We start from the raw sequence: 24,423 nt of genomic DNA on the forward strand, positions 1-24,423 counted from the left end.
ATTACTCGCTTTTCCTTAACAGTACCACAATATGGCCCTTTAGTGGAGTAACTTTATTGCATAGGATGGTTAATTATTTTGCGTAGTTTTAGTACTTTCAGGGAATTCATAAGATGTAGAGATTGAGCCACTTAAATGAATGGCAGAAGGATAATTTTATTATTTATATTACAATACCTTAAGAGCTATGGAACAAATTCTTCAACTAAGCAGCTAATAGAAGCCTGGAGATTTTCCACAATCAGTAGCTCGTCGCTATCAAACTAAAATTTCATTTTAGGGAAGAATGTATTTCTTTACATGATAGCAATGGGATTTCTCCAGTATTTCGAACAAAAACCACACTAAGCACATTTTCATACAAAAAAGCCAATTTTTGTCCTACTAAGGATAAACCGGCTCATTGTAATTGATCTTGAAGGACTCGTTATATAAACTCGTCATTTTCACCAAAAAACATGGCTCTAGCTAATACATTTTTATCCGATTTTTGGTTAATAGAGACATGTGATTTAAATTATCCTTTGTTATATAGACCAGTCATTTGCCACATTTCTTTTTACATATATTTTTTTAAAAGAAGGTTTCCATTCTGAGAAATCCTCATAAACAAACGTTATGTTGTTACATATTTCCTCTGCAACTTCATACATATGTTTTATATCATTAGCCGTAAATAATATAGCCCCTTTGCGTTGCGTGCTATCTATAATAGTTGGTATGGTATCGCCCTCTTTTACTACTAGATCAATTAATACGACCTCGGATATGTTAGTTAACCCTTTATACTTGATTTCTTTTAAGCAACCTGGTTTTGGAATCAAGCTTAAAGACATAGCTTGACATTTTGAAGGTACACATCTAAATTCATCTATAGTCTCAGTATTTAGCGCATCATAATAGTATCCAAATTGAGATATGCCAGTTGTTAGTTCCACCATCTTCCAGATGTTGCCCCCACCTATTCTAACTTGAGACTCTATAATTATTGGCTTATTTTGTTTGTCTAACTTTATTTCTGTATGAGTAATGCCATTTTCCATTTGCATGTCGTTCAAAAACATCATTACTTTCTCCATAATTAATTGTTTTTGAGATTCATCTATAGGTGCCGGCATAATCGTATAGTTTATTAGAAATGTATCTTCTTTACATACTTCAGCTGATATAGCAAGTATAGAATGTTTTTTGTTATAAGAAACGGTTTCAACCGTATAAACTATATCACCTGCAATATACTCTTCCACTAAAACAGGTAGTTGAATACCATTTTCTTCAATAAATACCCCTACGTCATCTCCCGAGTCTAGCTTACATACTCCTTTACCCCCTGCCCCAATCGGCGGCTTTATTATAACACTATCTTTTTTATTCAAAAATTCATTAATGTCTTCAGTATTATTACAAACTGTCGAATCTATCGAAAAGTCTTTACCTGCTAGAATTTCACGCATCATGTCTTTATTACGAGTTATCATATTAGCATTGTAAGAAGGTCCTTTAACATTAAAAATCTTTGCAATTATACAAGCCGTATCTAATGCGGTTTCGTTGAAAGATACAACCACATCAAAAGGTTTCTCTTTAAATAATTCTTCAGCATAGTATATAGATAAGGGTATGTTTGTTGTATCTATTTCTTTTTTATAGAAACATTTTTCTAAGATAAATCCATCAAAATATATGTGTCTAGCGTAAGATCCTATATAGGAAACAGTGTACCCACTGTCTAATGCATCTTGTATAGGCTTTGTCCATCCCCCTATAAATAAAATATGTGGTTTATTTTCTATGTCAGTTCCTTTTAATACCTTATGCATCAATATCAGCTCCCCTAAAATGAACTCGTATATTCAATGTCAGTTCCTTTTAATATGCCTCGTCTTAACAACGCCACTAAACACAATGTTGTTCCAAATCCCCCTATAAATAATGTAATTTGAAGCCCGAATATAGAAATTAAAAGTGCACTAGCAAAACTTCCCAATGCCCAAGCTCCCCAATTAAGCGTGCGCTGTACAGCATTTACTCGGCCCAGCATGTGATTTGGTGAGGCAAGTTGTCGTATAGTTGCGGCGTAAGGGCCAAATACACCTTCTCCCATACCATGTATAATACTTGCGGCTACTATACCGTAAATTGTTCCCATATATCCCATTATCGGTATAAAAGCCAAACCGGTAACTGATACAGTAGCGCTATAAATAAGCATTTTTGTATTATTAATTTGTTGACTTTTTTTCATGAGAACCGTATTACCTATTAAAAATCCGACCGCTGCTGAACCTACAACAAACCCTATTTCAATTTCAGATAGACCCATTACCTTATAAAGGAATATTACTAAAATACTATTTAGTATGTATTTAAAAAAACCGTAAACAGCACCACATGTCACAATTGGCTCTAATACAGGGTGTTTTTTGAAATATATCAGACCTTCATATATGTTTTGGTATATGGATTTTATATTTACGTCTTTTAAAGAACCCTCTGTATGCGGTTTAAACTTTGAAATAAATAATACAAACATAAAACAAACAAAATACGTTACTGCGTCAACAGTGAATGAACCTGTTAATCCAACTAGAGTAATGACGATTCCAGCTAGCATAGGACCAATTACTATAGAAAGAGACTCTGAAAGTGCTAGTTGAGCATTTCCTTTTTTTAAGTTGTCTTTATCTGTTACTATTTCCGGTAAGAAAGAAGGAATAGCGATGTTGTAAAATGTGGTGAATATTCCATTTAAAAACATGACAACTACCAATAAGGGGAACGTTATAATATTTGTTACAGTCAGTATGAATACTGATAAAAACAATACTCCTTGACATATACTACAAATTAGCAAAATATTTTTCCTATGAAAAATGTCTATTAAAGCACCGGCTACTAACCCAAAAATTAGATAAGGGACGAATATAACCCCACGAAGTATAGCAGCATTTGCTTCACTTGTTTGTAACACCTCTAATGCAAAAAGCGGCAAAGCTACTATTGTAAACTGAGTACCTAATAAACTTATAGACTGTCCTAACCAAAGCTTGTGAAAATTAAAATGATTGCTACCTTTCATAATATCCCCCCGTCAAATCCAGCTTTATAAATTATCAAGTTTGCGATATAAGTCAAAGCAGGCGAAACCTACCTTTCAACTAATGTCTGTACCACATAAAAATTCGAAACCTAATATAAAAACGATTTTAGTTTCAAATGATGACTAGATGTTTAAAAATCTTCTAGCTAATGAAAAGCTCATCTTCCGAAAGATACTTCCACATTCGTTTATAAACCAAATGGTATACTGATGGAATTCACTTGTAAGAATCTGATTGTGAATTAGTTTGTTTCGAATTCATTTTCCAATCGTATGTCACTTTGAATCACCTCCAGCATCAGTATAACCTTGAAGGCACGCTATTGTACGCATTTTGGAATGTAATAGCAAGATAACGAAGCTACGATGACGAAATGAATGGATTTAACCTTGTCATTGGAGGACATATTCACATGACAATTGATTAAAATAGATCATTCACTATAAAATAAATTTTTAGATAAACCAAAATAACATGCAAAAAAAACCCTTCAAAATTTGAAGGGGTTTTTTAATATATAGAAATTAGCTTAAAGCAAAGATAACAACTCTTGAAGGGGGCATTTTTTTCTTATTCATGTTTATTGAGGAGCCTTTGTTTGAAGCAACTTTAACCCCATCCCAATAAAAATCAGTCCTGTTACTTTATTTAGAATCATTCCTACCTTTTGATTTCCTCTTAATTTTTTGGTGACATAGGAAGAGGAATAAGCAACAAATAAACACCACAATAGTCCAGTTACTGTAAAAGTAATTCCTAAAATGATAAAAGGTATAGGACCTGAAGCCTTTGTATCTATAAACTGCGGCAGAAACGCAATAAAGAATAAAGAGACTTTTGGATTCGTAAGACTTGTTAAGAGCCCTTGTAAATATATCTTTCTTTTGATTTACAACCGATAAAACTGATGGGGTGTACCATTCGTATCACGGAGCCAAAACTTACTATTGAATAAATAAAACCCCAGAAATCCAAAGGTCTCTGGGGCTTCCTTATATATTTAGCTCTTTTTGCTTTTTGTTTTGTTTATGTCTATACAGTAATTTTCGACTTATGAGAGAAATCAGTAATAAGATCAATATTAGTACGAAAAGTTGCATAAATGACAAATCAAAATATTTAGCACCTGTAACGATTAACAGTGTAGAAATTGTGCCTTTTACAACGAAAAAAATAATAACCCATAATCCGCCTTTTTTCCAGTTCATTTTATATTACCGATACGATAAACTTAACTAAATCTATACAATTCAATCAAATTTACACAAGTTAGTGCTTCATCGTGTTCTCGCAACCCCGAGGGGACGAGGGGTATAACACTCCACACGAGGCAGTATCGTTACCTCCTATTATCAAGCATTTATTTTACCCATCTTGATAAATTTATCGCAGCATTTACATCCCGATCGTGATGGCTATTACATAAAGCACAACACCACTCACGTATTTTTAAACTCCACTGTCCTTCTGGTTGAACTAAATGGTCGTATTGAACTCCGCAACATGAGCAAATCTTGCTTGAGGCGAACCATTTATCAGCTTTTACATACGCAATGCCGTACTTCTCGCACTTGTATGACAAACATTGAAAGAAGAAGTTTAATTTTTGAAATGAAAATGCTTTCGATAGCTTTTTGTTTTTTAACAGGTTTGAGATAGATAAGTCTTCGACAACAATCCTCATTGGTTTGGTTTTCACCAATTTAGCTGTTGCTTGATGGATATGGTTATTTCGGATATTCGTAATTTTCCTAGATAACCGCAGGTGCTCCGCTTTCGCTTTTTCATATCCGGCAGATTGAATTTTTACACCTTTTTTAAATCGCCTAGACATATCTCTTTGTGCTGACTTTTTCCTTTTCAAAAGCTTTTTAACCTTGGCATCTTTGTTTATATTTCGTTCTTTCATACCATTAGAAGCCACAAACAGCTCTTTTAAACCAACATCCACACCAATCGACTCATTCGTTAGTTCTTGGGATTCAAAATCTTCTTGGAACCCCACACTAATCCACCAGTGACGACCATCAAATGTAACTCTTGGATTGGATGGTTTTTTATTTCTTGGTAGTTGTTGGCTTGTTTTCACTTCTCCAATAGACTGAATATGAACGACTTTCTTTCCTATAACCAGTCTTTCATAATTGGCATAAAATCCTTGGATTACATCTTTTTTGGATTTATAAGAAGTGTGATACCCATTTTTGTACTTTTTGAACGAATGTTTTCTCGCCGTATCAAAATCTTTTGAAGCCTGTTTGGGAACTTGTGCATTAATGTCTTTTAACCACTCATATCTCTTTCGCTTCTTGATCTTTGTAAATCGTTTCTGTAAAGCTAACTGTGAAACAGATTTTCCAAATAGCTTATAGTATCTATCACTCATTCTTTTACAATAGTTATAAGCAAATCTTGCAGCGCCAGCATGGTTTCTCAGCACTTTTTCTTGTTCAGGCGTTGGAATTAGTCTAACTTTCTTCGCCAATATCATCAGAATATAACTCCTTTAATGAAAGATTTGTTCTTCTGAATCGTAGCGTGTTCCACCAGCATTCTCCCGAGACTACTCGTATGCAAACCTGTTAATTCTGATACTTGACTAACTCGTAAAAATTTCATTATTATTCTTACCTCATTGAACCTACCATAGCGCATACGTTCGGTATATTCAATGAGATTTGATAGATTTAATTAAATGTATCTCGTTCAACTAAGGGCGCAATTCCTTAGCCAGTTCTCTTATGAACTTCTCATGTTTTCACATGAGCGCAGACTATATGTTTATCTCTTTAGAGATAGAGGATTTTTCCATCACCATAGGCTTGTGATGTACTCTCGTCAGTTATACGAGATAGTCGTTGAACGTTCATCTTATCACTTTTGACTTAGATGATTCGAGGCGGAAGACCCATTGTTCTAGTGTTTAAGCTTTAACCTTGCACCATCTGATTGATTTTTTCTGCTTTCGCGACATTCACGCTCGCTATTTCTAGCCACGTTGTAGTTCAATCAGCTTTAGGGATTGCCCGCAGTTAACCCTCACTACTAGCCAATCACTTGACTAGCAGGGCTTACTGATATATTTAATTAACTTTCGTTATAATTTGTTAAATAAATCGTAACAGTTAGTTACCCTTTCCTATGTTTAAATTCTTAAAAAATTTAGTAATAGTTCTTGAATGTGATACCTTAATAGAAATCTATTATATGAATATAAGAAATAGACTTTTTCACGAAAATCATGTCCAATTACATACGACGACTCCATCATAAATGAAAATGATATTCAGTGTCAATTTTATTGACTATTTGAAAACCTGTTTCTTCATCTTAATCTCTTTCTATTTTGTTTCTTATACGCAATAAACTCTTGTATTCAAACAAAAACACCTCCATTGCATTTGCACACTTTGTATGCGAATGCAAGAGGTGTTTTTTCATGTACCATCAGGTGCTTTATTTATTCGTTTAAGTTCTTAATACGTAGCTATTTTCTAGTACACGATAACTGGATCATACGTATTCAAACTATCATACACAGTTTTTGCAACGTTAGGAAGAAGGTTTACACAACCGCCTGATCCTCCTGTTAAATAAGCATTACTTCCCCAGTCTTTTCGCCAGCCGGCATCGTGGAATCCTTGACCGCTATTTGTGAATGGAACCCAGTAATCTACTTTAACTGCATAATCAGCTTTCCCTACTGCGCTGCCTCTTAGCGTATATGGTGTACGTTTGTATAGAACGTACCACACACCTGGTGATGTATCTTCACCCGTGCTATGTTTACCCGTTACTACATTTGTTGTAACGACTAGTTTGCCATCTTTATAAATCCAAATTTGTTGGTCTGCAATGGATACTTCTGCATATGTGTCTCCTATGCCATTATTCGATGTTGTTTTATAACCGATCCCTTCTTTCTCCCAACCATTCCCGTGAATGTTAGAAGCAGAAAGTGATTTTTCGCCTTTCTCAAAGGCTTGCCCAACTTGTTTTGTCTCTTTTTCCACATCTAGTGCCCAGCCGTATCCTTGTCCTTTTACTGATATAACCGAACCAGAATGTGTTTTAAAAGCGAAGTCTTTATGTAATGTAGATTTAGCCTTATTAATTTCAGCAACCTTATTCTTAATATCGCTCGCATCGATTGTCACTTTCATATCCTTTGACATAGAGGCATTTTGAATTAAATCTTTCGCTTTTAACGAATACACTTCATCCTGCACTTTATAATCAACAGACTGCGTAAGAAGATTTTGTAATGCTTTCTCTTCTTTTTTAATAATTGGATCGTCTTCTTTAATAGGTTGTATGTATGCAGACTTTAGATGAATTTCGCTTTTATGCTTCTGCTTATCGTAATCTTTTAGTAAACTCGTAACGTCGTACTGTTTTCCATCAACGCTCTTCGAAATAACAATTTTTCCTTGTTCAAGCTTTGCCATAGCATCTTGAGGTGCCTTTAATTTTTCATTCATAGACACGAGCTTTTCTTCTACAAGTTTTTTCATCGTTTCACTACGATACTGCTCTGCCTTTTTTGGTAGCAATGAATAATCTTTTTCCTTTGAAGAAGGGAAAAATGTCCACTGGCTTTTTAATAGTTTCTTAACTTGCGGCAAATCTTTTTCCGTCAGTTCCGTTTTTGTCTCTTTTTCATCTAAAATTTGTTGTTGATCAATATAAACTTTGTTTGCTAGTCCAGATGTTTTTAATTTCTGTATTGCCTCATCAGCGCTCATACCACCGACTTTTGTATCATTAATCGTAACATTAGAATTGAAGTGAGTTGCCTGATAATAACTCATTCCCCCAAGGAGAAGTGCAAGTACACCGCCACCTGCTGCGATAAGCTTCCAATTTGTAAAACGTTTTTTTGATCTTACCCGTTTTTTCTCAACTTCTTCAACAGATTCATTTACTGTATTGTTGTTCATCAATCTTTCCCCCGTATACATTAACGTCAATTGATTTTAAACCAAAACCATTGAATAGTGTACCTTATTTTTCCTGAAATTTCATTGTTTTTAACTAGGTTTTATCTCATTTAATCTATTAAAGTTAGATTTTTTAATAGAAAGATATATAAAGATAGTAAATAACGCGAAAAAGGACCACATCAATCGAGTTATTATGGGACCCACCGCATTTTGAAGGATGATACTCTATAAACATTTTAACCTAGTAAAGTAATTTTTAGAAGGTCCAAGTTAGAGACAGGCAGCATAGAATATCTCTTATTTATGAAAAATATCCACAAAAAATGACCTACATGTAGACTCTTTTTTGTGAATATTTTAATGCCGCATATTTTATTAATTTAAATGCGAACCATGCTTCCTGCTTGTCACCAGGTTTCACAACCTCTAATCTGCCTAACTAATTTCACCTTATGATATCTTTATCATCAACAATTTCAAGTTTCTTGAAAACTATTATATATGTTTATACCACGCTTTATTGATACGCTTAATCTTTACAGGTGTTGAATTTTTAGACTCATCCTTTGTTGTAACCCTATTATTAGAACATCCTGCAATAGTGAGACAGCATGTAGCCAATAAAACTAATACTATTAATTTCTTCAAATAGCCACTCCTATATAAGGGAAATATTATATTAAGAAAACTAAACATAACATCGAATCTTTATAAAAACAATATATTTCCTAGTTTTATTATCCGTTGGCAGATTAAAGCACACCTTAAGGAGCATGAATCCAATGTCTAATTTCCATTTTATCCGATTCTCAATGTTTATTCCAACATAAAAAGATAGCTATTATTGTTGAAAACTAATTATCTCTCAAAATGAAAAATATGAACTGAATCCCTATAATCCAATATAGTTTACTCAGCTAACTTTTCCCCTGTAACAATCCGAAACAAAATAGCTGCATTTTTTTCTTCTAATTGAGCGTACCGATTACCACCCGAGATGATTTCCACTGTATCCTTATTAGGGCTTATCCAAATTTGATACAACACAGCTTTCGCCTCTATTTTCGGATTTTTAAATTGAAAAATAAAATGATAATCAGCTGGACGAGACATTTCCACTTTTTTATTTTCAAAAATAGTATCCTTTAATATTTTCTTTACTTGCATCACTTCATTATTATCTGTCACTACCTTAAAATCTTCATATTCATTATCACCAATATCTTTTTGCACTTCAATTCTTTGCTCTTCATTTCCTAGTATATTTGAACAGCCAGTTACTATTAATATACAGATAATAATAAAAACTAAAGACACATTTCTATCCTTCATATTCATCTACCTCATTTCATAACAATCCAGATTATTGTAAAATAAAGGTAATTAATTTATGGTTAAAAATATAAATAATATAAGGAAAGGAGTATGATCCATGCAGTTAAAAACATACACTTGGAAAAGCTATACGTTTCTCTTTGCAAGTATATTCGTTACTATTAATCTCTTTCTTTTCACACCTATTTTAGACCGAGTTGGAGTAGAATATATCGTGCCTTTCGCCTACTTCATATTAGCTTCCGCTGTTATAGCAATTCTATTAGCGGTCATCTCTTTTTGTAGCCGAGCTGAGAAAAAAATTTTAGCCATCATCGGGTTATGTTTTACTCTATTTAATACAGCAATTATTTTATTCTTCCTTTGGTTCGGTTACCATTTCACTTAAGTGAAATATAAATAAACTCCAAAAGCTACAAATAAAATTAATAAAATAAAAATACCGAGTATCGTGTATATCATCCATTTTAAGTTTGAACTCATATACTCCCCCCTTCTGGCCTCCTAATAATTCCAGTATATAACAAAAAGCATTGGATACCCAATGCTTTTTCATACTTACGCGAATAAAGATGTATTCGCATATAAAGCTGGTGAACCACCTGAATGTACGAATAAAATGTTGTCTTCTTTATTAAATGTACCTTTTCTAATTAAGTCGATTAATCCCGCTACTGCTTTACCCGTATACACTGGATCCAGTAAAATACCTTCTGTTTTTGCTAACAGCTGCACTGCATCCACCATTTCTGGCGTTGGTAACGCGTAACCTGGTCCTACATATTCATCAAAACATGTAACAGCTTCGCGCGGGATAAAGTTTGGAATACCAACGTGAGCTGAAGTTTCATCTACAAGTTTTGCTACTTTCTCTTCTTGCTCTGCTTTTCCTCTACTTACGTTAATTCCGATTACTGGGATGTTACTTTGTGTTCCAGCAAAACCTGTAATTAACCCAGCGTGCATGCCGCCGCTACCGCTTACGCAAATGACTGAACTGAAATCAATTCCTTGATCGAATGATTGCGCCATAATTTCTTGCGCACAAGCAACGTATCCCATTGCGCCAGTAGGATTTGATCCACCAACTGGAATGACATATGGTGTATTCCCTTTTTCACTTACTTCTTTCGCAACCTTATGCATCTCTTCCATAAGATCTGCTCCGTTTCGTACAACAATGACATTTTCAGCACCTAGTAAATGATATAAGAAATAGTTTCCATTAAAGTCTCGCTTCTCTTCTGGCTCAAGCCCTTCTTCTAATACAAGAATACATTTCATTTTCTCTTTCACCGCAGCTGCCAGTGTTAGGCGGCAATGATTTGACTGAATACCACCAGCTGTAATTAACGTATCTGCACCCTTCGCCTGTGCATCCGCAACTAGAAATTCTAACTTTCTCGTCTTATTACCACCAGCTGTTAAACCAAGTAAATCATCTCGTTTAAAATAAATAGTCGGTCCACCAAGTGCTTCAGAAAAATTGTTTAATTTTTCAATTGGTGTATATGATTCTGTATATTTTTTTCTCGGGAATTTAGCTAAATTCATGAATAACGCTCCTTTGTACTTCTTTCACAATGTATGTAACGTTACTATTATTGCATGTAAAAATGATGAAGTCATCTTTCTGGGGGAAAAATGTGTTGGAATTCGGTTTTGGCGAATGGAATTGTAACTTCAATACGGTACATGAAATTTATATCAGCGATTCTTAACTTATATCGGCGATTTTCAAATTATATCGACCGATTCTTAATTTATATCAGCGATTTTTCAAATATATCGACTTATCGACAAAAAACAACAAAATAAAAAGAGCCCACACATTCAAATGCGGGCTCCCTCCAATCACTTATTTGCCGAAAAACGAAGTAGCTGTGTTAATCCTGGTTCTAAATTCATTTCGCCTTTATGGCGTACGTATACAACCTTGTTCCCCTCAAATTTCGGAGGATTCCCTGGATTATACGTCAGCCACTCGTTCGTTCCTTCTACAGAGTACTCCATATACTCCGTTGCACCGACAACTACGTTTTTACTATCATCTGCCGTTACATTTGGTGCCATTTGTGCAATTTTCGAATCACTAATTAATAATTTCTTTATTTCCTTATCACGTTTGTAATCATAAGCTGTCACCATTACATCGCTACCATATGCTTTCACTTGCAACCCTTGTTTAAATGAATAACCATCAGGAGCAGTCTTCTCTCCTCCATTTGGTCCAGCTGACATCCAGCCCGTTTCAATCCCGCCCGTATTTACAACAGTAAATCCTTTTTTATCTCCGCCTGCAATTTTCTTTTTACCAGCCCAGTCCGGTAAGTTTAAATCCCAGTGCGTGTGACTCGTAAAGAAAACAACTTGTGGATAGTCTTTTAATATATCATACAACTTATCGACATTTAAATAATCTTGTAAGTACGGTGATTGTCTTGATCCAGACACCGTATCAGGTAAAACGTGATGAGAAAAAATGAAAATCGGCTTGTTTTTATCTTTTTGGCTGTACTCTTCTAAATTTTGTTTTAACCAACCTAATTGTTCATCACTCATATATACTTCATCCCACATTTTTGAATCGTGGTATTTCATATATTTTTCCGTTCCTAAAAATAGAAGCGGATAACCGTCTAATTCTTTTTTATGATATACCTTTTCTTGTCCGCTAAATTTCAGATAGCGGTTAAATAAAGTTTCCTCAGTTACACCATTTGGCCATGTACTTTGAGATAACTTCCCATCAGCTGTCCATTTACCAGCATAAAACTCATGATTCCCAACAGTTGACCATACATTCTCGGGATGCTTATTTTTGTTTAATACACGCTTCACATCATCATATTGGGACTGTTGTCCAGTTGGCGTTATATCCCCATTCATAATAAGCGCTCTAGAAAGTGGCGTTACTTTATTCATATCTTTTAATACGTGATCAAAATCTCCTAAATCACCTTGAATGTCACTAATAACATTAAAAGTTGTAGCTGATTTTCGAACTTGCTCTTTCCCTTCCGCATGTGCTGAAAATGTCGGTAATAATGCCGCCATAACTGCTAACGAAGCAACTGTCTTTTTCATACAAATTCTCCCCCTAATAATAGAATGTACAAACTGACATGTTTTGCTTTCTCTTAGGTGCTTGTCCAATTCACATTATAAAGAGGGATTGTAAAGATAGATGGAGTAAAAATTTAAGTGTTTTTTAAGAGATTTTGTCTTTTTTACACGCCCCATTCAACAATTAACACTAATTTTTCTATTAACCTACTAATATTAACTGAATGTAAATTTATACGATAAATCACTTCGTTTAATCTGTTGTGTTTTAATTTTCTTTACACAATTTCAATAAGGTACTTTACCATTTTAAATTCTCTTCATTAATCCTCAATTTCTATTCCAGCTTGTTTTAATGGTTCTAATACTTTCGGGTAACACATTGAAATATACTCCACTGTTTTTAAATTTTTTAGATTTTGAAATCCTTCAACAGATATAACATCAAATAAACTGTCTTCACCGTCCCAATCAGGCTTTAAAATATGATAAATTTCATTCCCGCCATCAAAGCAAAGGGATTCAATCTTTTCCAAATCACTTGTTTCCAAAATTAACTCTTCTAAAAAATCTCTGATTTCAACAATTGGTCCAGCTCCTGCATACCATTCGAAATTATTCGTATACTTATCTATTAAGTCTTTCAATTCCTTTTGAAATAGTGGCTCTTTATCTAATAAAGCTTCAATTATCACTAATTTAAAGTTAAAATCCTGAAACATTTCACTCTTTCCCATTTTAACTTCCTCCTATATTGCCCCTGTCCTAGGATTTTAATCTCCTTTACACAACTTCCAAAAAGCACTTTACCTTTTTAAATTCTTTTCATTTAATCCTAACAGCTCTGGTAAAATAAAACCCCCATCTTTTCTAATCAGTACATCATCAAACCAAATTTCACCACCGCCGTACTCTGGCCTTTGAATGTTTACTAAATCCCAATGTATCGCTGATGTATTCCCATTATCTGCACCTTGCAACGAATCTCCAATCGCTAGATGAAAACTACCATATATTTTTTCATCAAATAACGTATTATTCATCGGATGTAGTATGTAAGGGTTAAAAGCTAGCGCGAACTCTCCAACATATCTTGCTCCCTCATCCGTATCAAGAATGCGATTCATTCGCTCTGTATCATTTGCATATGCCTCTATTATTTTCCCATGTTTAACATGTAACTTTATATTTTGAAACGCATAACCTTGTTGAATGGAAGCTGTGTTAAATGTTATTACTCCATTTACAGAATCTTTAACAGGTGCTGTATATATTTCGCCATCCGGGATATTATCCGTACCATCCCCCTTTAAAACGCCTATTCCTTCAATGGAAAACTCCAAATCTGTTCCTTCTCCAATTATCCTCACTCGTTTTGTCTTTTCCATTAATTCTTTTAATGGCTCCATCGCTTTCGACATATTGTTGTAATCTAGCGTACATACATCATAATAGAATTTTTCATAAGCCTCCGTGCTCATATTTGCTTCTTGTGCAGAAGCTGCATTCGGAATGCGAGTTGTCACCCACCTCGTTTTATACACCGCTTCACTATGATCTTTTCCAAATATCTTTTGATATAACTTCATTTTTTCTGCTGGTACATCTGCTAATTCATATGCATTTCTGGGACTACGGAGATTAATATACACTTGCATTTTACTTAGTCGATAACATTCCCAATCTGCTAATAACTTAAATTGTTCTTCAGATCCTGATAAAATCAATTGCCTCGTAACAGAAACGTCACGCATTGATACATGTGCATATCCACCTGCTTTTTCCACTGACTTTATAATTTCACGAACTACTATAGGATCTATTTCCGTAACACTTTGAATTAACACTTGGTCACCAGGCTGTACTTTCGTAGAATGGTTGACTAGTATATCTGCTAATTTAGATAATTCTTGTTTCATTATACTCCTCATCCTTCCCTTTCAAAAACTTAGTAAAATAAATCATTCAAGATAGAATATATAAATTCCATAACGTAGATATCGCAGCTACACTCAAATAAAAAGTTCTTGGTAACAACCAAATGCCGTAAAAAATCATAAAAGTTTTTCTCCTAATAACTGCTAGAAAAGAAGGGAGTAAGGGCATGAAAAATACAGTAATATATACTTCCTTATCGGGCATTTTTCTGCTATACGGGTTGAAATATAGAAAAACAATTGAAAGGATTAAAATGATTATAGCAACGACTAATCCTTTATAAATACTTATATAATTTTCATAATTCCTGAATTTTTTTTATTTCGATATCCATTTCCCTATAGAAATTGACCGTTGTTATATCATATATATCAAAATGATTATATTTCCTATACCCATTCTCAACACTTTGCTTTGGCTTGACCAAATCTTTTTCCTCATAAAACTTCAAAGTATCTCTAGATACATCTAAAAATTTTGCAACTTGTCCAATTGTGTACATTCTGTTCTCCTTTAGCACCACTACTTAATTTGTTACATTCATACTTCATATTCTTTAAATTATCGAATTTCCCTTCCTATTAATGTTTCCCACTTGTTCTCCCATAAAAAAGACACAGAGATTCCTCTCCATGCCTAATAATCCTCTACCTCTTTACCGCATGCACATAATGCACCGTCTCAAAAGCTTCTAAGTAATCGTTTCTTCCTTCAAAATAGAATGTATTTATGTCCTCTGGTGATAAATGCTCATAAATGAGTAAGCCCGCCTTCTCTAATAGTGCTTCCATTTCGGTATAAGAAAAACATGATTTCATCGGTTCTCCGCCTATTGTAGCCATTTTCACCATATTTTCCACTCGATTGGACAGTCCCTTTTCTGTAAATAAGTTTTCATCTGGATAATCGAAAACGATAGAGCTCCCTTCTGGAACCATCGCAAATAGACATTCTATTAAACTAGAAAGTTCCTCTTTCGTTAAATAGTACGTTACACCTAATAGACTAAAGAACGTCTTTTTATTTTCAAATCCTTCATTCCGTAACTGTTCATAGGAAAATCCTTTCGTGAAATCCATCGAAATAAAATGAAGATTATTTGGAACTTCAAGTTCTGCTTCTTTTATTCTCTCCTTCTTAAACCCTTGTGTAGAAGGATGATCCACTTCAAATATTTCTATATTACTCTCTAATTCTCGGTGTCTAAAACTAAATGTATCCAATCCCGCACCGAGTATAACGTATTGTTTCGCTCCCAGCGTAATCTCGTGTAGTAATACTCTTTCACAATATGCCGCACGCGCTAAAGGTGTTGGTGATAATTGAACTTGTGTAATCCATTTTAATATTTCTTGTGGATTATCTTGAAACTGCTTTGCAATGTCTGTATTGAAAAAATGTATTCCTTGAACCATGTTCATTTCAATGTCGTTACGTTCTTTTTGAGAAATGAACTCTTTAGCTACATAATCATCAAAGATTTTCGGATTATCAAATTCACTATGATATGCCCTTCCGAAAGCTGATACTAACGACGTTATACTTGCTTCACCTTTTTTCACGCACATACACTCCTTCATTTTCACAACAAAAATAGGGTTCCCCTGGCCAGGAGAACCCTATTATACACTTTATTTTTATATTGGTAAATTATAGCATAAATAAGTTTTTTTGTCAAGTTTCTAACTCGTTCTTCCCCAACAATTTACATATGTTCTTGCAAGAAGTTTCCACTCCGCACCGAATATTCTAGACTATAATAATATAACTGGAGGAAATTATACTGAGATTAATCATTATTTCATTTTCTCTTATCTTTTTGAAATGATGTATTTGAAAAAATGATTTTCATATTTTAAATAAAATTTCAATCTGCCAACTTAATTGATTTACAATTTCTCAGTAACATTAATACCTTTTAATATTCCTGGCAATGGAAGAATCAGATTTGTTGCCGCATCTTAATGTTAATTCAAGGCAAGAGAACTCATCTCAAAAACCACAAAAACAAAAATAGATTTGCTTAAAAGCAGATCCATTTCTACCTATTATTTAAAAATATCTAACTTACATAATATATTTTTCAAATTAATAGCATCCCATGGTAAAAACTCTGCAATCGTTAATCCGACTACATCATTTTCTTCAAAAATGCCTTTTAATATATTCAATAATGCTTTTGGAGTCATCTTTCCTGATTCTGAAGGGAAATCTGTTACACCAGGCTCTGAGAAATATAAAGATCTAAATAACTCAGGATCTAAAACATCTAAATCAAGATGAATAGCTATTTTAGTAAAATTATTTTCTTTAATCCACTTTTGTATTTCTTCAAGTTTTAAAAGCTTTTTATCTTGAACAGTATAGTTTAGATTTAAATTTTTTAATAATTTAACTTCTAAATCAAGTGGCTTTTGCAATCCAACATATAAAAATTGACCTGAATTAAAAGGAAATTCAACACTTTTTGATAATTCTGGATCTCCTGCTCCTAATAAATTCCCTAAAACCATCGCATGCTCGTGATAAAATTCTTTTGGAGTTGAAACATCAGGGTGAGAATCGATCCAAATAACTCCGAGATCACTTCCATATTTCCCATGAAGATAATCAAAAGGTGCTTGAGATACTAAACAATTCCCACCAAAAGTAATAATTTTATCTGGTAACTCTTCTTTCAATACGTTCGCCGCCCTACTCACATTTTGTTTAACACAGGATTGGGCAATCACACCATTTTCTTTTTTTAATTCTTCATTTTTTGGTTCCATAACATCTAATTTTATAACTTTTTGGTTAGCATTTTTAGGCGCCAACCATGACAATAATTCCGCACCAAAATAATATTCTCGCTTATTCCCCCCTTGCCAATCAGGAGCTATTAACCTTATTATTTTACTCATAAACGCCAAACCTCCATTTATAATAATTCTCAAAGCATAAATATGAATATCCTGTACAAGATATCTTATAGCTGTATAATAAAGTCTATAGTTACTATAGAGTCAAGGCTAATTAAAAATATAAATATTGCATGAAGGAGTAAGTTATAATGACATATTTATCGATAGGTGACATGTCAAAGCTAAATAATATATCAATTCAAACTCTTCGTTATTATGATAAACTAGACCTTTTCAAACCGGAATATGTTAATCCCGAAAATCATTATCGTTATTATAGTATTAGACAAATCTTTTATTTAGATATTATCAAATACTTAAAACACATCGGTACACCACTTGACGACATTCGCCGCATGATTGCACTACCCCCTGAATCGATGTATGAGTTCCTTCAAAGGCAAGAACTGATTATAGAAAAACAAATCAAAAAACTAGAAAACATTCAACAATTGCTAAATCATCATAAAAGCCAGCTTCATGAGCAAATACTTCTAAACAATCAGGAACTTGGAATCGTCTACACGCGTAAAATAGATGAACGCTCTATATTAAAACTAGATTGCCAAGATATAGTGACTCCACTAGATCAACCCGATATGTATTTTAGAGAACTCGCAGATACACTAGAAAAGGAAGGATCCGTAGTTGATCTTCAATATGGTTGCATATATCCGCTAAAGGATTACGAATCAACGGAAAATATTCATTACAGCAGCCTTTATACTAGTATTTCTAAAACAGATTTAAATCCCTCAGGTGTTTATGTCGATTCCATACCTAAAGGGACATATATGTGTATCGCTTTTAAATGGTCAAGAGCCGATTATTATGACCATTTCAATAAATTAAAAAAAGCCTACTATTCATCAGGCTTCCCGATAGAAAATAATGTATACGAAGTGTCTCTTCCAAATAATTATGCTTCTTCAAATGATGAAGACTTTATAACTGAGCTCCAAATACAAATCGGTTAATCAACATAGAAACAGCTTACACATCATAAAAAACTGCACTGTTCCAAAGGTGATTTTTCATATTCTTTTGGAATAATGCAGTTTTTCGTTTATACAAATCAATTATCCAAAAATAATAATTTTTTGCGAATTTATCATTTTTATCGTTTAAGGGATACAACAAAATCTTATCTTGTTAGCAATTACATCAAAAATTTATTAGCACACATTATGAAAATTACAGCCTACTATCACTCCGACACTTTATATATTCTCTAGCAGGAAAATTGTCGATTCACACAGAATATTCCAGATTATAACAATACACATGGAGGCCAATATGAAACGATTCGTCATTATTACAGTAGGAAAAACACACAGCGGAAAAACTACATTCGCAAAAGCTTTAGAAAAAGAGTTACCCCACTCTTTCGTTATGGATCAAGATAACCAAGCAGAATTTATTAACGCGCATTATGAAAAATTACAACCAGCTGAAGGCCCTAATACATTTAAGCACGGTCTTTCGAAATTCATTGTTGATTATGCGAAAGGACATACAAATTTACACCTTATTATTAGTAACTCCAATCGCAGTAAAAACGGAAGGTTATATTTACTAAACGAATTATTTCCACAAAATGAATATGTACGTATACTCGTTCATTTTGACATTCCAGATGTTGTACTTAATGAAAGAGTGACTCAAAGCACACGAAGTACCAATATTTTTAGAGGTGGTTATTCTAGTTTCAAACAAGTACTAGATCGACAACAGGCTGAATCACTACATGAAGATGTGGTGGATCCTATAGAAAACGAAGCTGACTATTTGTTTGTAATTCGTAATAGCAAAGATGTAAACTCTACTATAGAAGAAATTGTTCATCTAGCTAAAGTATTGTCCCCTACCCCAAAATAAGATAATTTTAAAATTACATAATCATAGATTATTATGCAAATACTTCCTCTGGGCGCCGCACATGGTATATAATAATAAAATAATCTACTTATATATGCTCAATTTTACACAAAACAGTTCATGCATATGAAAGAAAAGAGGTACAAAAATATGAAAACAAAACAAACAATCGCTGCGTCTACACTAGCTTTAGCGATGATGGCTGGCGCAAACTCTGCTCATGCGGAAGTAAATGATGCTACTCCTCAGCAAAGTACGGGAGATCGATTAGCTGAAATTAAGCAACATAAACAAGAGTTCGATGCGAAATTGCAGCAACACAAAGAAAACGTGGATCAAACATTGAATGAACTTAACAAAGTTAAGGAAAATGTTGATACGAAGGTGAATGAACTACACGAGCGTAAACAAGTTGCCGATGAAAAAATTAACGAAATTAAGCAACGTAAAGAAGAGTTCGATGCAAAACTTCAGCAAGATAAACAAATCGCCGAAGATAAAATCGCTGAAATAAAAGAGCATAAAAAACAAGTAGAAGATAAAGTTGCTGAAGTGAAAGAACATAAGCAAAATATCGATAATAAGGTTAATGAGATTAAAGAACATAAACAAACTGTCGATGAAAAAGTGAATGAAATGAAGCAACATAAAGAGAACATCGATCAAAAGGTTAATGAACTTAAGGAAGTTAAAAAACAAGTCGATGAAAAGTTAGCTGAGTTAAAGAAAGCGAAACAAACTGCTGAGGACAAACTTGCTGAACTAAAAGAAAATAAGCCGAACGCTGGTAACACGTTAGAGGAACTTAAGAAAATTAAAGGCAATTTAGATAGTCTTTCCGCTAACTTAGAACTAGCTAAACAAGATGTAAAAAACAAACTAGCTGCATTACAAGAAGCTAGACAAGATTTAATCAATAAAATTAACGAGATTAAGCAATCGAAACAAACTGTTTCAGACGATTTATCAAAGAAAAAACAAGACTTAGATATTAAAATCAACGACTTTAAACATACTGAGAAAAAAATTGAGGACAAATTAGCTGAGTTACATACAACGAAGCAAAATGTAGATAACAAGATCAATGAAGTATCTCAATCGAAACAAACAGAAACAAAGACTGGTACTACAAATGCAAACAATAATGCTAGAGAACTCCCTAACGCTGGTAGTGAGCAATCAAATAATATGGCTTTAGGTATGTTATCTGTTTTAGGCGGCGTTTTATTAATTGCGCGCAATAAAATTAAAACGTTATTCTCAAAATAAAGCCATTATACTTATTAGAAATAATTATACAAAGGCCAACCGCATGTACGGTTGGCCCTTTTTCTTTATATTAATTGTCCATCTCTAAGCGTCAATATACGATCACATACATCAAGCATTCTTTCATCATGTGTAATCATAATAGCTGCTTTTTGGCTTTCTTTCACTTCGCGTTTCATCATTTCAACAACTTCACGTGCGCGTTTTGAGTCTAAGCTTGCCGTTGGCTCATCCGCTAATATTAAATCTGGGTTATTCATGAACGCACGAGCAATTGCTACCCTTTGTTTTTCCCCACCAGATAGTTGATTTGGATAATGATTTTTTCTTTCTCCTAATCCAAATGCCGCTAATAAATGATCCGCACGCTTTTCTGATTCTTGTTTGTTTTCTTTTTTAAGCTTTGCAATGTAAAGCAATTGTTCTTTCACATTTAAATATGGAACAAGATTTGCGAACTGGAAAATGAAACCGATTTTTTTCAAACGAATGTCTGTCATTTCCTTTTCTGATAACTTCGTAATATTTTGCTCACGAATGTAAATATCCCCTTTTGATGGTGATAATAATGCACCCGCGATTGATAATAACGTACTTTTCCCTGATCCAGAAGGACCGACGATTCCGATAAACTCTCCAGCTTTCACATCAAGCGACATCGGATGAAGGGCTGTTACTTCCGTATTCCCTTCTCCGTACACTTTACTTACTTTGTCTAATTTCAATAATGAAGTCATTACATCCCGCCTCCAATTGCTTCTAATGCATCAACTTTTAATACTTGATATAACGAAATAAGTGTTCCTAAAATACTAATGACAATAAAGATTGCTGCATATTGTGCAATCATCGGTGTTGTTAATAAGAACGGCATACCTGCTGGTAAAATTTGTTCTAACCCTTGTACAAGAACAATACTAATTACCATCGCAACGACTGATAAGAATAACGCCTGCACGACTAAGCTATTTGCTAAATACGAGTTCTTTGTACCAATCGCTTTTAATACGCCTAATTGCTGTGTTTTTTGCAATGTAATGACGTAGAAGAATACACCAATTAGTAACGCTGCGATAACAAGTAAGAACGCAATGATCATCGTTAATGTTCCTTGCTCTTCTTTAAATCCTGGAATACTTTGTAATACTTCTTTTTTGTCGATAACATGTGCATTTTTAATTTCTTTATCTGTATTCAGTGCAATTGCACTATAATCTTTTTGGTTTGGTTGTGAAATAGCACCCCATACGTCTTCATTTACATAAACGACTGGTGTATGGCTAAACATTTGATCTTTCGTAAATCCAACGATTGTAAATTCTTTCTTTGAAACAGGATCGATAATTGTATCCCCAATATCGATTCCTTTTTCTTTAATTGATTCGTCAGCAACCATTTCATTGTTTGCTGTACCTAATTTCTCACCTTTTACAATGTTCGGTTCCAAAAATGTATCGCGTTCACTTGAGAAAATAGCGATATCAACCTTTTTTGAACTATCTTTCTTTTCATATGTTGAAACTTTCACGCGAAACGGAACGGCCTCTTTCTCGCCTACTTGATTGACTACGTTATCTACATCGTCTTTCTTAATTTGTGAACGAAGTAATTTATTTTCCGCATCATCCGCTAAAACGAACTTATTTGCCTCCATATTTTGAATCGATGAAGCATTATCATATGATAATCCATTTGCTAATCCTGAAATAACGAGGACTAAAAATGATAATAAAACCATGATAAGTCCGATTAATCCATATCTTAATTTTGATTGTTTCAATTCACGCAGAGCTAAAAACATTTCGCTCGCTCCTTCCTCTTTCTTTCTATGCACTTATCATAAAAAAGAAATATGAACGGAATATGAACAGAAGATTACAGAGGAAAGATTAAATTTTCAGAAAGTATTGAAAATAAATAGAATCCTTGATACAATTCAGTCAAATAATATTGACCGAGTAATTTTATTCAAGGAGTTGATCATGTTGAAGCCCGTATTAACACTCACTACTTATAGCCAATTAAAAGCATTAAGCGATCCACTACGTGCCGAAATGATGATACGTCTATGCGAACGTCCTTATACAGGACAATTACTATCTGAGAAATTCGGCATTTCAAGGGCGAAAATTCATTATCATTTAAAAGAATTAGAAAAGAATAGTCTTATAGAGCTTGTTTATACAGAAGAAAAGAATGGCATCATTCAAAAGTTTTATCAATCTGTCGCGAAAGGCTTCACCCCTGCCGCGGACCTATTACCTCATTTAGAAATAGTAAGCGAATCAGGTCGCCAAATCTTTTTACAAATGATAGAAAGAACGAAAAGCCAAATTCTCGCTGCACCAGAAGAAGCTTTTACATTACGAAAAGAAAGCGAAGATCCTGCTGATTGGAATTACGTTTCATCTTGCTGGGAGTTTGATGCTACGCCAGAACAATTTCAAGTGTGGGTAAAAAAGTTTTATGAATTAATGTCTGAATTAAACGAAATCACAAAAGGTGCAGATAAAGATCCGAATAGTAAACCTTATTATATTTCTACTACTGCACTTCAAATCGCAGAGAGAACAATGCAGCAATTTATTAAAGAAGAAGAAAAATCGTAATACGATTTTTTTTACATAAACGGTCAAATTTATTTTACCGAATAAATTTATTATAAAGGAGTAGATAAAGTGGACATATTAAAAAACCGGAATTTCCTCTTATTATTTTTAGGGAGAATTTTTACAAACATAGGAGATAGCTTATATTACGTAGCAGCAATGTGGCTCGTATATAAGCTAAGTGGTAATCCTTTTTATTCTGGATTGGCTGGTTTCCTTACGTTACTACCTTCTGCATTACAATTTCTTACCGGCCCATTCGTTGATAGATGGCAAATTAAAAACACCCTCGTCATCACACAAGTTTTGCAATGCATTCTTATATTAATCATTCCTATTACACACTACTTCGACCTATTAACAGTCCAACTACTACTCATCATCATGCCCATCGTAGCCTTTATCGAACAATTCGCCTATCCTGCACAGTCAAAAGCTTTACCACTTCTACTGCATAAAACACAATTATTAAAAGGAAACTCACTCTTCTCATTTGCGTATCAAGGCATCGATTTAATTTGTACGACTCTTTCTGGAATATTAGTAGCACTACTTGGCGCAATCTCTTTATATGTAATTGACTCTTTCACATTCGCGATTACTGCCCTTTTGTTCTTTTCATTGAAAATGCCACAGCAAACTGCAGCAAACACATCACTTTCAACTAAACAATATTTCTCTGATTTAAAAGAAGGTTTTTCAATCGTCTTTCGTTCATTAATGAGCGTATTCTTAATCGGTTCAGTTGTTGCCAATTTTTCTATCGGTATGACGATGGCCATACTCCCTTCTTTCGCTGATTCTTTAGGAGGCGTGAAATCATACGGCTTCTTCTTAGCTGCTATTTCAGCAGGTAGTCTGATTGGTGCTTTATTCAGTTCATGGGTTGGCAAACGTAACGTTGGCCGTGTCTCTATTATTGGCTTTGCGACTGGCGCTACCTTTTGGTTTCTCTCTACAATCGTACCGTTTCAATGGCTATCTATTCTCTTATTCGGCCTAGCTTGGATTCCAATTGGTGCAACCAACATATTATTTGCGACAATTAGCCAAATTGTAATTCCAAACCAATATATTGGCCGCATCAATTCAGTTATGCGAAGTATGGGCACAATTGCTATGCCGTTCGGTTCTTTAATTGGCGGATATGCTGCAAATGTATTTAGTAGCCAACTCATTTTCGCACTCGCTAGCATCGGGATTTTATTTATTTCTCTCGTATGGCTACTCCATCCGAAATTACGAGCATTGCCGAAAGCTGATGAAATTACAGCGGATACTTTTGGTGTTCGGTTTAAGGAAGAGCGCGGGAAAGGTGCGGCTTTATAGCAGGAATGAGAGTACGTGAAATTTATATCGGCGATTTTTCAAATATATCAGC

General features: G+C 34.0%; 20 protein-coding genes and 2 pseudogenes. 6 read left to right on the plus strand and 16 right to left on the minus strand.

Annotated elements, in window-relative coordinates; all coding sequences use genetic code 11:
- Positions 1 to 527: 527 nt before the first annotated feature.
- The 7 genes and pseudogenes from ACTFNE_RS09515 to ACTFNE_RS09545 all read right to left on the minus strand — a co-directional run bounded on the left by ACTFNE_RS09515 (position 528) and on the right by ACTFNE_RS09545 (position 9,376).
- A complete protein-coding gene (locus ACTFNE_RS09515; RefSeq protein WP_270705974.1) occupies positions 528 to 1,820 on the minus strand; it encodes an ATP-grasp domain-containing protein in 1,293 nt (430 codons plus the stop codon).
- 14 nt (positions 1,821 to 1,834) lie between these two features.
- Positions 1,835 to 3,079 carry an MFS transporter gene (locus tag ACTFNE_RS09520; RefSeq protein ID WP_000678801.1) on the minus strand — a complete coding sequence of 415 codons (1,245 nt, stop codon included), beginning with the start codon at positions 3,077 to 3,079 and terminating at the stop codon, positions 1,835 to 1,837.
- A gap of 602 nt (positions 3,080 to 3,681) precedes the next feature.
- Positions 3,682 to 3,984, minus strand: a pseudogene (locus ACTFNE_RS09525) (LysE family translocator); the annotation flags it as partial.
- 109 nt (positions 3,985 to 4,093) lie between these two features.
- Positions 4,094 to 4,309 carry a hypothetical protein gene (locus ACTFNE_RS09530; RefSeq protein ID WP_001104100.1) on the minus strand — a complete coding sequence of 72 codons (216 nt, stop codon included), beginning with the start codon at positions 4,307 to 4,309 and terminating at the stop codon, positions 4,094 to 4,096.
- Between the two features lie 152 nt (positions 4,310 to 4,461).
- Entirely contained in the window at positions 4,462 to 5,592 is a 1,131-nt protein-coding gene (locus ACTFNE_RS09535) for an RNA-guided endonuclease InsQ/TnpB family protein (protein WP_270705973.1), read from the minus strand.
- Positions 5,593 to 6,595: 1,003 nt separating this feature from the next.
- A complete protein-coding gene (locus ACTFNE_RS09540) occupies positions 6,596 to 8,041 on the minus strand; it encodes a L,D-transpeptidase family protein (protein WP_270705972.1) in 1,446 nt (481 codons plus the stop codon).
- A 912-nt stretch (positions 8,042 to 8,953) separates the two neighbouring features.
- Positions 8,954 to 9,376, minus strand: a complete 423-nt coding sequence (locus ACTFNE_RS09545) for a hypothetical protein (RefSeq protein ID WP_000654992.1) — start codon at positions 9,374 to 9,376, stop codon at positions 8,954 to 8,956.
- Positions 9,377 to 9,476: 100 nt separating this feature from the next.
- Between ACTFNE_RS09545 and ACTFNE_RS09550 the strand changes: the two genes are divergently transcribed.
- On the plus strand, positions 9,477 to 9,767 hold the full coding sequence (locus ACTFNE_RS09550) for a hypothetical protein (protein ID WP_001176307.1): 291 nt from the start codon (positions 9,477 to 9,479) through the stop codon (positions 9,765 to 9,767).
- A gap of 170 nt (positions 9,768 to 9,937) precedes the next feature.
- Here ACTFNE_RS09550 and ACTFNE_RS09555 read toward each other — a convergent pair whose 3' ends face one another.
- The 7 genes and pseudogenes from ACTFNE_RS09555 to ACTFNE_RS09585 form a co-directional block, all read right to left on the minus strand.
- Positions 9,938 to 10,933, minus strand: coding sequence for a D-cysteine desulfhydrase (locus ACTFNE_RS09555; RefSeq protein WP_270705971.1), 996 nt, complete (start codon positions 10,931 to 10,933; stop codon positions 9,938 to 9,940).
- Positions 10,934 to 11,233: 300 nt separating this feature from the next.
- Positions 11,234 to 12,466 (minus strand): DUF4073 domain-containing protein, encoded by a 1,233-nt coding sequence (locus tag ACTFNE_RS09560; protein ID WP_270705970.1) that lies wholly within the window; start codon positions 12,464 to 12,466, stop codon positions 11,234 to 11,236.
- A 302-nt stretch (positions 12,467 to 12,768) separates the two neighbouring features.
- Positions 12,769 to 13,182, minus strand: coding sequence for a DUF6892 domain-containing protein (locus ACTFNE_RS09565; RefSeq protein WP_048556829.1), 414 nt, complete (start codon positions 13,180 to 13,182; stop codon positions 12,769 to 12,771).
- A gap of 69 nt (positions 13,183 to 13,251) precedes the next feature.
- The gene (locus tag ACTFNE_RS09570; protein ID WP_270705969.1) at positions 13,252 to 14,364 is read right to left on the minus strand and encodes an aminopeptidase; all 1,113 of its coding nucleotides are present in this window, start codon (positions 14,362 to 14,364) and stop codon (positions 13,252 to 13,254) included.
- A gap of 320 nt (positions 14,365 to 14,684) precedes the next feature.
- Positions 14,685 to 14,885, minus strand: a pseudogene (locus ACTFNE_RS09575) (MerR family transcriptional regulator); the annotation flags it as partial.
- Positions 14,886 to 15,030: 145 nt separating this feature from the next.
- A complete protein-coding gene (locus tag ACTFNE_RS09580; RefSeq protein WP_270705968.1) occupies positions 15,031 to 15,951 on the minus strand; it encodes a class I SAM-dependent methyltransferase in 921 nt (306 codons plus the stop codon).
- 480 nt (positions 15,952 to 16,431) lie between these two features.
- Complete coding sequence (locus tag ACTFNE_RS09585; protein WP_270705967.1) at positions 16,432 to 17,286, minus strand: arginase family protein; 855 nt, start codon at positions 17,284 to 17,286, stop codon at positions 16,432 to 16,434.
- A gap of 149 nt (positions 17,287 to 17,435) precedes the next feature.
- On the opposite strand from ACTFNE_RS09585, the gene ACTFNE_RS09590 reads away from it, so the two are divergent.
- From ACTFNE_RS09590 to ACTFNE_RS09600, 3 genes are all read left to right on the plus strand, one after another.
- On the plus strand, positions 17,436 to 18,263 hold the full coding sequence (locus ACTFNE_RS09590) for a MerR family transcriptional regulator (RefSeq protein WP_270705966.1): 828 nt from the start codon (positions 17,436 to 17,438) through the stop codon (positions 18,261 to 18,263).
- Between the two features lie 319 nt (positions 18,264 to 18,582).
- Positions 18,583 to 19,164 (plus strand): AAA family ATPase, encoded by a 582-nt coding sequence (locus tag ACTFNE_RS09595; protein ID WP_270705965.1) that lies wholly within the window; start codon positions 18,583 to 18,585, stop codon positions 19,162 to 19,164.
- Positions 19,165 to 19,314: 150 nt separating this feature from the next.
- The gene (locus tag ACTFNE_RS09600; RefSeq protein ID WP_046198461.1) at positions 19,315 to 20,433 is read left to right on the plus strand and encodes an LPXTG cell wall anchor domain-containing protein; all 1,119 of its coding nucleotides are present in this window, start codon (positions 19,315 to 19,317) and stop codon (positions 20,431 to 20,433) included.
- 65 nt (positions 20,434 to 20,498) lie between these two features.
- On the opposite strand, the gene ACTFNE_RS09605 is transcribed toward ACTFNE_RS09600, so the two are convergent.
- Both ACTFNE_RS09605 and ACTFNE_RS09610 read right to left on the minus strand, forming a co-directional pair.
- Positions 20,499 to 21,170 (minus strand): ABC transporter ATP-binding protein, encoded by a 672-nt coding sequence (locus tag ACTFNE_RS09605; protein ID WP_016512575.1) that lies wholly within the window; start codon positions 21,168 to 21,170, stop codon positions 20,499 to 20,501.
- A complete protein-coding gene (locus ACTFNE_RS09610; protein ID WP_042514844.1) occupies positions 21,170 to 22,234 on the minus strand; it encodes an ABC transporter permease in 1,065 nt (354 codons plus the stop codon). Before ACTFNE_RS09610 ends, ACTFNE_RS09605 begins: the two co-directional genes overlap by 1 nt.
- A gap of 184 nt (positions 22,235 to 22,418) precedes the next feature.
- Here ACTFNE_RS09610 and ACTFNE_RS09615 point away from each other — a divergent pair, with 184 nt between their 5' ends.
- Positions 22,419 to 23,042: an ArsR/SmtB family transcription factor gene (locus tag ACTFNE_RS09615; RefSeq protein ID WP_046198479.1), complete on the plus strand. Its 624-nt coding sequence runs from the start codon at positions 22,419 to 22,421 to the stop codon at positions 23,040 to 23,042.
- 69 nt (positions 23,043 to 23,111) lie between these two features.
- Positions 23,112 to 24,371 carry an MFS transporter gene (locus ACTFNE_RS09620; protein WP_270705964.1) on the plus strand — a complete coding sequence of 420 codons (1,260 nt, stop codon included), beginning with the start codon at positions 23,112 to 23,114 and terminating at the stop codon, positions 24,369 to 24,371.
- The last annotated feature ends 52 nt before the right edge of the window (positions 24,372 to 24,423 follow it).

Origin of the sequence: Bacillus cereus group sp. MYBKT111-2 (assembly GCF_051915205.1) — a bacterium.
GTDB classification, from domain to species: Bacteria; Bacillota; Bacilli; order Bacillales; family Bacillaceae_G; genus Bacillus_A; species Bacillus_A paranthracis.